Source organism: uncultured Rossellomorea sp. (genome assembly GCF_947488365.1).
In the GTDB taxonomy this organism is placed as follows: Bacteria; Bacillota; Bacilli; order Bacillales; family Bacillaceae_B; genus Rossellomorea.
The window spans coordinates 708595-721817 of record NZ_CANKZT010000002.1; the positions used below are offsets into that span (position 1 = coordinate 708595).

At 40.6% G+C, this 13223-nt stretch carries 11 protein-coding genes; 9 read left to right on the forward strand and 2 right to left on the reverse strand.

The genetic code is table 11. The features are described from left to right. Nucleotides 1-12: 12 nt before the first annotated feature. The gene (mutL, locus tag Q1B03_RS10445) at nucleotides 13-1902 is read left to right on the forward strand and encodes a DNA mismatch repair endonuclease MutL (protein ID WP_299741045.1); all 1890 of its coding nucleotides are present in this window, start codon (nucleotides 13-15) and stop codon (nucleotides 1900-1902) included. A 52-nt stretch (nucleotides 1903-1954) separates the two neighbouring features. On the opposite strand, the gene Q1B03_RS10450 is transcribed toward mutL, so the two are convergent. Continuing rightward, on the reverse strand, nucleotides 1955-2401 hold the full coding sequence (locus Q1B03_RS10450) for a DUF4385 domain-containing protein (protein WP_299741047.1): 447 nt from the start codon (nucleotides 2399-2401) through the stop codon (nucleotides 1955-1957). Between the two features lie 255 nt (nucleotides 2402-2656). On the opposite strand from Q1B03_RS10450, the gene Q1B03_RS10455 reads away from it, so the two are divergent. The 4 genes from Q1B03_RS10455 (at nucleotide 2657) to spoVK (ending at nucleotide 7806) form a co-directional block, all read left to right on the forward strand. Then, entirely contained in the window at nucleotides 2657-5029 is a 2373-nt protein-coding gene (locus tag Q1B03_RS10455) for a penicillin acylase family protein (protein WP_299741296.1), read from the forward strand. 213 nt (nucleotides 5030-5242) lie between these two features. Then, entirely contained in the window at nucleotides 5243-6202 is a 960-nt protein-coding gene (gene miaA, locus Q1B03_RS10460) for a tRNA (adenosine(37)-N6)-dimethylallyltransferase MiaA (RefSeq protein WP_299741049.1), read from the forward strand. A gap of 27 nt (nucleotides 6203-6229) precedes the next feature. Then, nucleotides 6230-6466 carry an RNA chaperone Hfq gene (gene hfq, locus Q1B03_RS10465; RefSeq protein ID WP_299741051.1) on the forward strand — a complete coding sequence of 79 codons (237 nt, stop codon included), beginning with the start codon at nucleotides 6230-6232 and terminating at the stop codon, nucleotides 6464-6466. A 386-nt stretch (nucleotides 6467-6852) separates the two neighbouring features. After that, complete coding sequence (spoVK, locus tag Q1B03_RS10470; protein ID WP_299741054.1) at nucleotides 6853-7806, forward strand: stage V sporulation protein K; 954 nt, start codon at nucleotides 6853-6855, stop codon at nucleotides 7804-7806. A gap of 72 nt (nucleotides 7807-7878) precedes the next feature. Here the strand turns inward: spoVK and Q1B03_RS10475 are convergent, their stop codons facing one another. Continuing rightward, on the reverse strand, nucleotides 7879-8487 hold the full coding sequence (locus Q1B03_RS10475) for a trimeric intracellular cation channel family protein (protein ID WP_299741056.1): 609 nt from the start codon (nucleotides 8485-8487) through the stop codon (nucleotides 7879-7881). A 200-nt stretch (nucleotides 8488-8687) separates the two neighbouring features. Between Q1B03_RS10475 and hflX the strand changes: the two genes are divergently transcribed. The 4 genes from hflX to glnA all read left to right on the forward strand — a co-directional run bounded on the left by hflX (nucleotide 8688) and on the right by glnA (nucleotide 13164). Beyond that, nucleotides 8688-9941, forward strand: a complete 1254-nt coding sequence (gene hflX / locus Q1B03_RS10480) for a GTPase HflX (RefSeq protein ID WP_299741058.1) — start codon at nucleotides 8688-8690, stop codon at nucleotides 9939-9941. An 18-nt stretch (nucleotides 9942-9959) separates the two neighbouring features. Continuing rightward, a complete protein-coding gene (locus Q1B03_RS10485) occupies nucleotides 9960-11237 on the forward strand; it encodes a methionine gamma-lyase family protein (protein WP_299741059.1) in 1278 nt (425 codons plus the stop codon). Between the two features lie 138 nt (nucleotides 11238-11375). Next, nucleotides 11376-11792 carry a MerR family transcriptional regulator gene (locus tag Q1B03_RS10490; protein WP_299741061.1) on the forward strand — a complete coding sequence of 139 codons (417 nt, stop codon included), beginning with the start codon at nucleotides 11376-11378 and terminating at the stop codon, nucleotides 11790-11792. Between the two features lie 37 nt (nucleotides 11793-11829). Beyond that, nucleotides 11830-13164, forward strand: coding sequence for a type I glutamate--ammonia ligase (gene glnA / locus Q1B03_RS10495; protein WP_148969244.1), 1335 nt, complete (start codon nucleotides 11830-11832; stop codon nucleotides 13162-13164). The last annotated feature ends 59 nt before the right edge of the window (nucleotides 13165-13223 follow it).

The following is a 13223-nucleotide window of genomic DNA, read 5'->3' on the forward strand; positions in this document are numbered from 1 at the left end:
GGAGGTGAAACTGTGGTGAAAATATTTCAGCTTGATGATTCCCTCTCAAATAAAATTGCCGCCGGTGAAGTAGTGGAAAGACCGGCTTCTGTTGTGAAAGAGCTCCTTGAAAATAGCATAGATGCAGGCGGAACTGTGATCGAAATTCATATTGAAGAAGCAGGTTTACATTCGATACGAATCATTGATAATGGTGACGGAATTGAAGCAGACGATGTGAAGACAGCATTCAAACGCCATGCAACGAGTAAAATTAAAGACGAAAATGATTTATTCCGTATCCGTACTTTGGGATTTAGAGGTGAAGCCCTGCCCAGTATTGCTTCCGTTTCCCATTTTGTCCTGAAAACGAGCACGGGAGATGGTCCGGGTACATGTATCGAGCTTGAAGGTGGAGAAATTCATTCCCTTGAGAAAACGTCGTCAAGAAAAGGGACGGATATCACAGTTTCCCAACTGTTTTTCAATACACCTGCACGATTGAAATATATGAAAACCATTCATACTGAACTGGGAAACATTACGGATGTAGTGAACCGGATTGCCCTGGCGCATCCTAACGTTTCAATCAAGCTTCTGCATAACGGTAAATCTTTGTTACACACCAATGGTAATGGGGATGTCCTGCAAGTTCTGGCCGCTATCTATGGGATCGGAATAGCCAAGAAGATGGTGCCAATCCAAGTGAGCTCACTTGATTTCAAGGTAAAGGGCTATATCTCCCTGCCGGAGGTTACACGTGCCTCCAGAAATTATATTTCAACGATGATCAATGGGAGGTTTATAAAGAACTATGCTTTGGCGAAAGCGATCGGGGAGGGGTATCACACACTTCTTCCGATTGGGCGTCACCCTATCGTCCTTCTTAGCATAGAAATGGATCCGATACTGGTAGATGTGAATGTACATCCTTCCAAAATGGAAGTCCGCATAAGTAAAGAAAGTGAATTAAATACATTAGTTACTGAAGGAATCAAAAAGGTGTTTAAAGGAAGAGAATTGATTCCTTCAGGGTCCGTGGCACCAAGGGTTGTACAACCGAAATCAGAGCAAACGTTTATGAGCCTAGACCATTCGCATAAACCTCAACCGAAAGAAGAAAGTACGGGATTCAGAGGTGAGGTCCGTGAACGATTGCTTCCTAAGGAAGAGTTGGAAAAGCTTTATGAACCAGAACCACCAAGGGACGAATCCCATGAGGCAAAAATTCCTGTATCCGGTGAACCAGCAGTTCCGGACTTAATGGATTCCCTTGAGGAAGCAGTGGGATTCCAGGATACAAATGTGGAAGAAGTACTTGAAAAGGAAGGCCGCTCTCCTGGAGTTCCCCCGCTTTATCCTGTCGGCCAAATGCATGGTACGTATATCTTCGCCCAAAATGATCGTGGCCTATATATTATTGACCAACATGCAGCTCAAGAACGAATAAAATATGAGTTCTTTAAAGAAAAAGTGGGGGAGGTTGCGAAAGAGCTCCAAGAACTCCTGGTCCCACTTACTCTTGAATTTTCTACAGACGAGTATATTAAAATTAATGAATACCGCCATCTTCTGGAAGACGTTGGTGTGTTTCTGGAAGAGTTCGGCTACAATAGCTTCATTGTCAGGGCTCATCCTCAATGGTTTCCAAAAGGCGAAGAACAGCAAACCATCGAAGATATGATCGAACAGGTGTTAAAAATGAACCGGGTGGATATCAAAAAGCTCAGGGAAGAAGCAGCGATTATGATGAGTTGCAAAGGTTCGATCAAGGCAAACCATCATTTGCGAAATGAGGACATGCAAGCTTTACTGGATGAACTTAGAAGGACCAGTGATCCATATACCTGTCCCCACGGTCGACCGATACTTATCCACTATTCAACGTATGAAATGGAAAAGATGTTTAAACGTATAATGTAGGATCAGAACAGGGGGATGAACCAGCAGTAGTTCACCCCTGTTCTTTTTGTCTTTAACCAAAGTTGCTTTGGTGTTCTTTTTTAAGATGAAGATACTCTTCATCCTCTCTGGCAAGCTTCCACTTTGTTTCGAATACTGCTGCAGATGCAGCTTTCTCTTCGTCTATCTTTCTCTTCTTTAAATCTCCTTCTTTATTATACTTTTTCCCTCCTGGATAGTTGGCGTAACGTCGAGCTCTTGTATACCCCATTTGAAGAAACTTTCTGGCCATGTCCATTCCTACAAAATCATTTTCCAGTTTGTATTGGATAAACAACTCATATATCTTATTTGAAGATTCTTTGGCAATATCGGTGTTTTTAAAGCGCCAGTGGGGAAGGATTTCACTCTTATATGGTTCGACAAGTAATACACCCTGTTCCCCTCGTCCCACCCGATATTTTTCAGGCTGCTCCCGAAAATCAATCGTCTCGAAATCAAGATCATAATCAAATGCCATGTTCTTCACCTCCTGAATATCTTTTACCCCCCATGATCCATCGTCTAAACGAAGTTGTGTGCAGAAAAAAAGTTACCAGTAATAATGTTATGGTAACTAATTTCTTATTTAATAGCCCTTTCGTTTTTTACATATAGAATTTTTCAGAATGCATTTTAGTAGAAGGAATTCTTCTCACAAAAAGCTAATACTAAGATATAGTTATATTCAGAAAATTCAATATATGAAATAGGGGGAAATGGAATGAATGGAGGCATAGAGCTTCTAAGGGAGAAAAAGAATAAACGCCTTAAAATTATATTATGGACAGCGGGAACCATTCTGTTTATCATGCTTGGAGTCCTTATTTTTGCAAATTATTACATTGACAGATCGCTGCCTGTTACATCGGGTGCTATTTCATTAAAAGGTTTATCCCAAGATGTAGAAGTGATCAGGGATAAAGACGGCGTGCCCCATATTCTTGCTCAAAATGAAAAAGACCTTTATATGGCACAGGGTTATGTACAGGCGCAGGATCGTCTATTTCAAATGGACCTAAGCAGAAGACAGGCTTCGGGGCGATTGAGTGAAGTGGTCGGTGAGAAAGCAATTGATCGGGACAAGTTCTTCCGGACATTTGGTTTGCGGAGGGCAGCGGAGGTTTCATTTGCCGCATATCCGGATGAAGCCAAGCAGCTTCTCGAATGGTATGCCGATGGGGTAAACGCTTTTATGCAAGAAGCCACAGATGAAGGAAGGCTCCCTATTGAATTCACTCTGCTTGGCTATAAACCTGAAAGATGGACTCCCATCGATTCATTAACCATCGGTAAGTATATGGCATTTGATTTAGGGGGCCACTGGCAAGGACAGGCTTTCCGGTACTGGGCATTAGAAAACCTGCCAAAAGATAAAGCGTATGATTTGTTCCCTTCATACCCTGAAGACGCTCCTACCATCCTATCAGAAATAGGAGAAGTTCAGGTTGATATGGAGCAATCATTTGCCAGTGCTGTCATTCCACCGGAGTTTAATGGGAGCAACAACTGGGTGGTAAGCGGAGAGAAAACAGCCAGTGGTAAGCCCTTTCTAGCAGACGATCCCCACCTCTCATTGGGAACTCCTTCCATATGGTATCAGATGCACCTGGAATCACCACAAGTCAATGTGAGTGGAGTGATTTTTGCCGGTATTCCAGGGATCATCCTTGGTCATAATGAGCAAATTGCGTGGGGGGTAACAAATACGGGACCTGATGTTCAGGACTTATATGTAGAAAAACAAAATGATGAAGATCCTTCTCTGTTTTTATATGATGAAAAGTGGGAAAGGGCAACGATCATAGAAGAGCCCATTAAAGTAAAAGATGGTGACACCATTCCTTATGAAGTCACAATCACAAGACATGGACCGGTGATTTCAGAGTTTTCTCATCAAAATGAGAGTGGAAAGGTGCTTTCAATGAGATGGACAGCACTTGATCCAAGTCTGGAACTTCTCGCAATCCTTAACATCAATAAGGCAAAGGATTGGGATGAATTTGAAGAAGCCTTAAAGGACTTCCATGTTCCTACCCAAAATTTCGTATTTGCCTCAGAGGATGGGACGATTGCGTATAAGGCAAATGGGAAAATTCCAATCAGGAAAAAAGGGGACGGACTTCTCCCTGTTCCCGGGTGGGATCCTGATTATGAATGGGAAGGATTTATACCATTCGAAGAGCTTCCCAAAGTCATCAATCCAGAATCGGGTTTCATTGCAACAGCAAATAATAAAGTGGTTTCCGAAGAATATCCATATCACATTAGTCATCACTGGGCTCAGCCATATCGGTACATGAGAATATCTGAGTATTTAGAAGCAAAAAAGGATATCGCTCTTTCCGATATGAAAGACCTTCAAATGGATCAGATGAATTTACATGCACGTGAAATGGTTCCTATTCTGATTGAAGATATGGAAAGCGGCTCATTAACAGCTAAAGAAAAAGAAGCTGTTGAGTTGCTGAAGTCCTGGAACAATAAAGATGATAAAAAACTAGCTGCTCCACTCGTTTTTCACCAATGGATGAACGAAATTTCCACTGGTCTATTTAAAAAGGAAATTCCAAAAGATATGATGAAACTGTTTGAAGGCCGTCAAAGTGTCGTGGATGAACTCATTCGGAAGGCTCATAACGGAGAGGAATCTCAGTGGTTTGTGGACAGGGGAGGATACAAGACTTTCCTGACAGCTTCACTTACCCAAGCATTAGACGAGCTGGAAGAAGAATATGGTTCTTCAATGAACGAGTGGGAGTGGGGAATGTATCATAGAGTATACTTTGAACATCCTTTATCGGGAGCATCTTCAGTTTTGAAATGGTTCTTAAATGACAGAGATCCTGTGGCAGTGGGAGGAAGTAGAGTGACGGTGGGAGCTGCAAGCTATAATGAGAGTGGAATCGTCAATCATGGTGCTTCATGGAGATTTGTTATCGATACAGAGAACATGAACAATGGCTTTCATATTGTAGGCCCTGGACAAGCGGGTCATTATAAGAGTGAATGGTATCATAATCAAATTAATGCATGGATTAATGGTGACTATCATGGAACCTCAATCTCCAACCCAAGTGGAGACACGTTAAAATTAAAAGCAGAATAACTAACTAAAACTGCTTGAAGGATTCCTTCAAGCAGTTTTACCTGTTCCATAAACGGGTACATTGACATCAATAAAGAAGGGAGGCAGAAAAAGTTTAATCTCTGAGAATAATAATAAAAGAAATGGACAAACTAGCAAGATGTGATTTCACAACATCTATCATTATGGTACGATAATATGTAAAGAATCATTTACATAGAAAGCAGTGAACGTATGACAAGATATGAGAAAGAGAAAGTGATTGTTCTTATTGGTCCGACTGCTGTAGGGAAAACCAATACAAGTATAGAACTTGCAAAGAGGTTTAAAGGGGAAATCATCAGTGGTGACTCCATGCAAATCTATAAAAGAATGGATATCGGTACCGCTAAAATCACCCCCGAAGAAATGGAAGGCGTCCAGCATCATTTACTTGATATTAAAGATCCTGATGAATCCTTTTCTGTAGCTGAATTTCAGCAGCTTGTCCGAAAAAAAATATCGGAAATACACTCTCATGGGAATATCCCTCTTATAGTAGGGGGGACAGGACTTTATATTCAGTCTGTTCTATACGATTATCAATTCACTGAAACTCCAGGTGATGAACACTATCGCGAGGGGCTGGAAGCAAGCCTAGAGAAGAATGGTTCCGGGTGGCTTCACGATCAGTTATTATCCGTGGATCCCGTATCAGCAGGGAATATTCACCGGAATAATACCCGCCGTGTTATTCGAGCATTGGAAATCTATCATTGTACTGGCAAGACAATGTCTGAGTATCAAGAAGCGCAATCCCAGGAGCTGCAGTACGATGTTGCTTTAATTGGATTAACCATGGATCGGGATAAACTTTATAAAAGAATCAACCTTCGTGTTGACTTAATGATGAAACAGGGTCTATTAGAAGAAGTTAAAGGGTTATACGATGAAGGTATAAGGGATGTTCAGTCTGTTCAGGCCATCGGATACAAGGAGCTTTATGATTATTTCGATGGTGAAGTCAGCTTGGAACGAGCAACAGAAAACCTAAAGCAAAATTCCAGAAGGTATGCAAAGCGTCAACTGACATGGTTCAGAAATAAAATGGATGTGGCCTGGTTCGATATGACAGATGAGAATCAGCACGCCGAAATTATCGAGGATATTTCAGAATTTATTGCAGGAAAGCTTCAATTAAAGTCGAATAAGTAATGTAGAGATAGAAGAGGAGGACTAACCATGAAACAATCCATTAATATCCAAGATCAATTCCTTAATCAATTGAGAAAAGAAAGCTCACTATGTACGGTATTTTTATTAAATGGCTTCCAAATCCGTGGTCAAGTGAAAGGTTTTGATAACTTTACCGTGCTGTTTGAATGCGATGGAAAACAGCAGCTTGTATATAAACATGCCATTTCAACATTCGCTCCACAGCGTAATGTCCAAATAAATTTTGAAGAGACAACCAATTAATTGTGAAAAAGCTTTCGAAAGCTGCCTCTAGGGGCAGCTTTTTTTGTAGTTATTATCGGATCCTTTTCTCATAAACGCCATGAATCTGAGTAAGGATTAACAGAATTAGTTAATGAAAAGAAATGTAATTGAATAGGATGATAAGAGAGGCTTTTTTTACGTCCCTCACTTACAATGCTACAAACTAGTTTTTAACAGCTATATAATGATGAACCTGTTGTAACATAAACGAAGCAAAACACTCCGTATTTCTTTTTATTTCTCGGGAAAGCGCAGGAATAGACAGAATTCTTCATATTTGTCGAAAAAATAGGTGAAGTATAGGCGTTTGTCACCCTAAAATCCTCAGGAGCGTATACTGTCTTTAGAATAGTGAGGTGAAACCTTTGGATCAACCAATGAGAATGAAAAATAATGGTCAAATCAGCATTGTATTGAATTCTCAAAAACGGAGTTCAGTACGAGATACGTTGAGGCATGAATCTCTTCCTCAGTCTCTCCCTCAAGAGCATGTCGCTTTAAAAGAAATAGAAGAAGAACTCGGATCTCTTGTGGGAATGGAAGAAATGAAAAAAATGGTGAAAGAAATTTATGCATGGATATATGTCAATAAGAAACGTGAAGCAATGGGGTTGAAAGCAGGAAAACAAGCACTTCATATGATGTTCAAAGGAAACCCCGGTACAGGTAAGACGACCGTAGCAAGAATCATTGGAAAACTGTTCTTGAAAATGAATGTACTTTCTAAAGGACATTTAATAGAAGCAGAGAGAGCTGATCTGGTCGGTGAATATATTGGACACACAGCTCAAAAAACAAGAGACCTTGTCAAAAAAGCCCTAGGAGGCATTTTATTTATTGATGAAGCGTATTCTCTCGGCAGAGGCGGAGAAAAGGATTTCGGGAAAGAAGCGATTGATACACTTGTCAAACATATGGAAGATAAGCAGCATGAATTTATCTTGATTCTGGCAGGATATTCGAGGGAAATGGATCACTTTCTCACCTTGAATCCAGGACTGCAATCACGATTTCCTCTCGTATTTCATTTTCCTGATTATTCAGTTGATCAGCTGATGGAAATTGGCAGAAGGATGTTAGAAGAGAAGGAGTATTTATTAAGTCACGATGCAGAAAGAAAGATAAGGGAGCATCTTCATTCAGCTAAAAATACACTATCTCCCATGGCATTTTCAAATGGAAGATATGTACGGAATGTATTAGAAAAGTCAATCCGTGCTCAGGCAATGCGCCTCCTAATGGAAAATTGCTATGATCGACATGATTTATTAACCATTCGCAGCAATGATCTGGTGTTTAACAAAGCTTCTTCTGAATGACCATACTTAGTAAACAATAAGAATCTAAGAATCTATGAAAAAAATGCATTCATAAAAGAATGCATTTTTTCATTAAACATGTGCTCTTAAGCTCCTATTCGGCAACCTCCATTTATATAAGTAGGAAAGTACTCGCAACGTCGTGGTAATGATGAATAAAGAGTACAGTTCAAAGGCTGAATGGACAATTCCCAGTCCAATGGCCGCTCCACAAAGAACCGCCCACACAGCATAAATCTCTGATCGAAGCACTAACGGTTTCCGGCCGGCAAGAAGATCGCGAATGATTCCACCGCCGCTTCCCGTCAATACGGCTGCCACAATGACAGCACTTATCGGGTGATTCATTTCAGAAGCGTATAGTGCTCCTTGGATGGCGAAGGCTGATAGACCTATTGCATCAAAGAAATTCCCCCATTTTCTCCAATGCTTAAGGAGATTATTAGGGAAAAGAAAAACGGCTGTTATAGATAGAAGGGCTATCTGAAATAACATGCCTTGTTCCCACAGAGCGGAAACAGGGACGCCGATCAATAAGTTCCGAATGGCACCTCCACCAAATGCTGTGACAATTCCTAATATATAAACACCAAGTATATCGTATTCCTCTTCCATGGCAATGATAGCTCCTGAAATAGCAAAAGCAATGGTACCAATAATGCTCAATACTTCCCATGTCATACACATTCCTCCTAACCCTATTACAATATGCTACATGCCAGTATGTAGAATGTGAGCGATGTTTTGTTTATTCAAACATACTGATTTTAACACGTTTGCACTTAATTGCAACCATTTTTCATTACCTTTTACATAGAGTTTACGAGACGAATTTGGTATGATGAAAATGATAATGAAACGTACAGAAAGAAGGATGTTTATTGAAGAATGAAGTGAAGGAAAAAGTCATTCTTGTTGGGTGTCAACTGGAGGAAGAAGACTTGCGTTTTCAGTATAGTCTAGACGAGCTTGAAGAGTTGACGGAAACGGCTCAAGGTCAGGTTGTGGCTATATTAACTCAAAAGCGGGATCGCGTTCATCCTGGTACATATATAGGAAAAGGTAAAGTGGAAGAGCTGGCCCTTTTAGAAGAACAATTAGAACCGGATATTATCATTTTTAATGGTGAACTATCTCCGAGTCAAATCAGGAATTTATCAAAAGATTTAAATGCAAGGGTGATTGATCGTACTCAGCTGATCCTGGATATTTTCGCTGGGCGCGCCCGTTCAAGAGAAGGGAAATTACAAGTAGAACTTGCTCAACTTCAATACCTTCTTCCTCGATTAATCGGTCAAGGGGCGTCTCTCTCAAGGTTGGGAGGAGGAATTGGTACAAGAGGGCCGGGTGAAACAAAGCTGGAAAGTGACCGTCGTCATATTCATCGCAGAATTGATGACATTAAGAAACAACTGCAGATCATAGTTGAACACAGAGAAAGGTATCGTGAACGGAGAAAGCGTAACAAAGCCTTTCAAATAGCATTGGTCGGCTATACAAACGCAGGCAAATCGACTTTGTTTAATAGAATCTCATTAGCAGATTCTTATGAAGAGAATCAACTCTTTGCTACATTGGACCCGATGACAAGGAAGATGCCCTTGCCCAGCGGATACACGGCATTACTTACGGATACTGTCGGATTTATCCAAGATCTCCCGACTACATTAGTAGCGGCGTTTCGCTCTACGCTGGAAGAGGTAAAGGAAGCGGATCTTCTTCTCCATGTTGTGGATAGTTCAAATCCGGATTACAGTCAGCACGAAAAGACCGTTCAAGCTTTATTAGAAGACTTGGACATGAATGGACTGCCTCAGCTAACGGTATACAATAAGAAAGATGTAATGGACCCTGACTTTGTTCCGAGTAGTGAATGGGATCATATAATGATCAGTGCCTTAAACGAACACGATCGCGGGCAGCTTTTATTAAAAATAGAAGAAATCGTGAAAAAACATATGACATCTTATCATGTATTCATTCCAGCGAGTGAAGGGAAGGCCCTTTCACAATTAAAGAATGAAACCATCTTAAGAAAACTGGAATTTATAGAGGAAAGCCAGGTTTATGAATTGACGGGCTATCACTTGGAAGATCATCCAATCGCAGGAAACATCAAGAAATTTCAAAGGTAGAAGGGAAACAAAAATCTCATGTATGAACAATTAGTGCACGGAACCATTCTAAAGCCACTGGTAACAAAAGTTGAAGCAAGCATTAAAGAAATTCATAAACAAATAGAAGAAAGAGCGGAAAAAAACCAGTTTAATGTACTTAGATCTTTTCAAAAGCATCGTGTAAGTGATTCTCATTTTATTCCTTCCACAGGATATGGGTATGATGATGCAGGGAGAGACACATTAGAAAGTATTTATGCAGATGTATTTGGGGGAGAAGCGGGACTGGTGAGACCTCAGATCATATCAGGCACTCATGCAATCTCAATCGCCTTATTTGGTGTACTTCGACCTGGGGACGAACTGGTGTATATAACGGGAAAACCATATGATACGTTAGAAGAAATTGTTGGTATTCGCGGAGAAGGGACCGGTTCTCTGAAAGACTTTCAGATTGGCTATCAAAGTGTTGATTTACTCGAATCAGGAAAAATCGATTTTGAAAAAGTGGCTAAAACGATTTCTTCCAAGACAAAAATGGTAGGGATACAGCGGTCTAAAGGATATGCCAATAGACCTTCATTTACTCTAGATGAAATCAAAGAAATGATTGATTTCGTTAAAGAAATTAACCCTGAAATCGTCGTCTTTGTAGATAATTGCTACGGAGAATTTGTTGAAGAAAGAGAGCCTTGTCACGTAGGTGCAGACTTAATGGCCGGTTCCCTTATTAAAAATCCTGGTGGCGGCCTTGCTAAAACAGGAGGATATATCGTTGGGAAAAAAGGATACGTAGATGCATGTTCATATCGAATGACCTCACCTGGCATAGGGGCCGAGGCCGGGGCATCTCTTTACAGTTTGCAAGAAATGTATCAAGGCTTCTTTTTGGCGCCACATGTGGTGGCACAGTCATTAAAGGGTGCCGTCTTCACATCCGCTTTCTTAACGGAGCTTGGCATGGATACAAATCCAAGTCCTTATGCACAACGAACAGATTTAATCCAGTCGGTACAATTCAATGACAGAGATAAGATGGTTGCATTTTGTCAGGCAATCCAGTTTGCATCCCCTATAAATTCTCATTTCACTCCATATCCCAACTATATGCCTGGCTATGAAGATGACGTCATTATGGCCGCAGGAACATTCATACAAGGTTCCAGCATTGAATTATCTGCAGACGGACCGATAAGACCACCTTACGTAGCGTATGTCCAAGGGGGGTTAACTTACGCCCATGTAAAAATCGCCGTTTGCATAGCAGTAGATAATTTGATTGAAAAAGGTTTAATCACTGTTGCGAACGGATAATAAAGTAGTAATTGGATAGTCTAATTTTGACTATCCCTTTCTTTTGATTTCTTATGTAAGAAAATCTAACATATGATTGACAGATCTCCTTACATTACATATAATAAGGTCAAGAAGGAAAGAAAAGGAGGAATCAAGATGAGCGGAAGTGAAATTCGTCGAACGATGGCATTATTTCCTATTAGTATTGTCATGCAGCTCACGGACTTAACGGCTCGTCAGATTCGCTACTATGAAGAGCATCAGCTGATCAACCCTGCACGTACTGAGGGGAATCGCAGGCTCTTTTCCTTGAATGACATTGATAAGTTATTGGAAGTAAAGGATCTGTTAGATCAAGGCATCAACATGGCTGGGATTAAGAAGATATTTGCTGTATCCAGTCATAATGAAAGTAAAGTGGTATCTGACGTAAGTAATGAAAAGGAAGAAAAAGCACGACAAGATCTATCTGATGACGAGCTGCGTAAATTACTCCGAAATGAATTGATGCATTCTGGTCGATTTACTAAAGCATCTTTGCGTCAAGGTGACATGTCTCGCTTTTTTCATTAAATAAAACCTTTAATAATCTTGAGGAGGAAATACGTAAATGGCAAAGTATACTAGAGAAGATGTTCTAAGATTAGCGAATGAAGAAGGTGTAAAGTTCATTCGACTGCAATTCACTGACATTCTGGGGACGATTAAGAACGTAGAAATCCCTCTGAGTCAACTTGAAAAGGCATTAGATAACAAGATGATGTTTGACGGATCTTCAATTGAAGGATTCGTTCGTATCGAAGAATCAGATATGTACCTATTCCCTGATTTAGATACTTGGTTAGTATTCCCATGGACAGCTGAAAAAGGAAAAGTAGCCCGTCTAATCTGTGATATCTACAATCCAGATGGCACTCCATTCGAAGGAGATCCGCGTAACAACTTAAAGCGCATCTTAAGCCAAATGGAAGAGCTGGGGTTTACTGACTTCAATCTAGGACCTGAGCCAGAATTCTTCCTCTTTAAATTAGACGTAAACGGTGAGCCGACATTAGAATTAAACGATAACGGTGGTTATTTCGATTTAGCTCCTACAGATTTAGGGGAGAACTGCCGTCGTGATATCGCATTAGAACTAGAAGAAATGGGCTTTGAAATCGAAGCATCTCACCACGAAGTTGCTCCTGGTCAACATGAGATCGACTTTAAATATGCAAGTGCATTAAGAGCATGTGATGATATCCAAACATTTAAACTAGTAGTTAAAACGATTGCACGTAAGCATGGTTTGCACGCTACATTCATGCCAAAACCACTATTTGGTGTAAATGGATCAGGAATGCACTGTAACATGTCCCTATTCAAAAATGGGGAAAACTCTTTCTTTGATGAAAAGGGAGATTTGCAATTAAGCGATACAGCTCGTCAATTCCTTGCAGGTATCATTAAACATGCCACTGACTTTACAGCGATCACGAACCCGACTGTAAACTCATACAAACGTTTAGTACCTGGATATGAAGCTCCTTGTTATGTTGCATGGTCTGCTCGTAACCGCAGCCCATTAATCCGTATCCCTGCTTCTCGTGGATTAAGCACACGTGTAGAAGTTCGTAGTGTTGACCCGGCGGCTAACCCATACCTGGCGATGGCTGTATTACTGGCAGCTGGATTAGATGGAATCAAAAATAATCTTCCAGCTCCTAAGCCAATCGACCGCAACATTTATGTCATGGACAAAAAAGAGCGTGAAGAAGCAGGAATCGTAGATCTTCCAGCAACATTACACGCTGCATTAGAAAACCTTAAAACAAATGAAGTAATCGTTAAATCCCTTGGAGAACACATCTTCGAACACTTCGTTGAAGCGAAAGAAATCGAATGGGATATGTTCCGTACACAAGTACACCCATGGGAGCGCGAGCAATACATTCAAATGTATTAATCCTTAAACAGTGGGTCGTAGCAAAAACGCTACGACCCACTGCTTTTTTATTCTTTAAT

Coding starts and splice junctions, on each gene's coding strand:
- Q1B03_RS10450 (WP_299741047.1), bottom strand. CDS start 2,401: ATGGCATTTGATTATGATCTTGATTTCGAGACGATTGATTTTCGGGAG.
- miaA (WP_299741049.1), top strand. CDS start 5,243: ATGACAAGATATGAGAAAGAGAAAGTGATTGTTCTTATTGGTCCGACT.
- hfq (WP_299741051.1), top strand. CDS start 6,230: ATGAAACAATCCATTAATATCCAAGATCAATTCCTTAATCAATTGAGA.
- Q1B03_RS10475 (WP_299741056.1), bottom strand. CDS start 8,487: ATGACATGGGAAGTATTGAGCATTATTGGTACCATTGCTTTTGCTATT.
- Q1B03_RS10485 (WP_299741059.1), top strand. CDS start 9,960: ATGTATGAACAATTAGTGCACGGAACCATTCTAAAGCCACTGGTAACA.
- Q1B03_RS10490 (WP_299741061.1), top strand. CDS start 11,376: ATGAGCGGAAGTGAAATTCGTCGAACGATGGCATTATTTCCTATTAGT.
- glnA (WP_148969244.1), top strand. CDS start 11,830: ATGGCAAAGTATACTAGAGAAGATGTTCTAAGATTAGCGAATGAAGAA.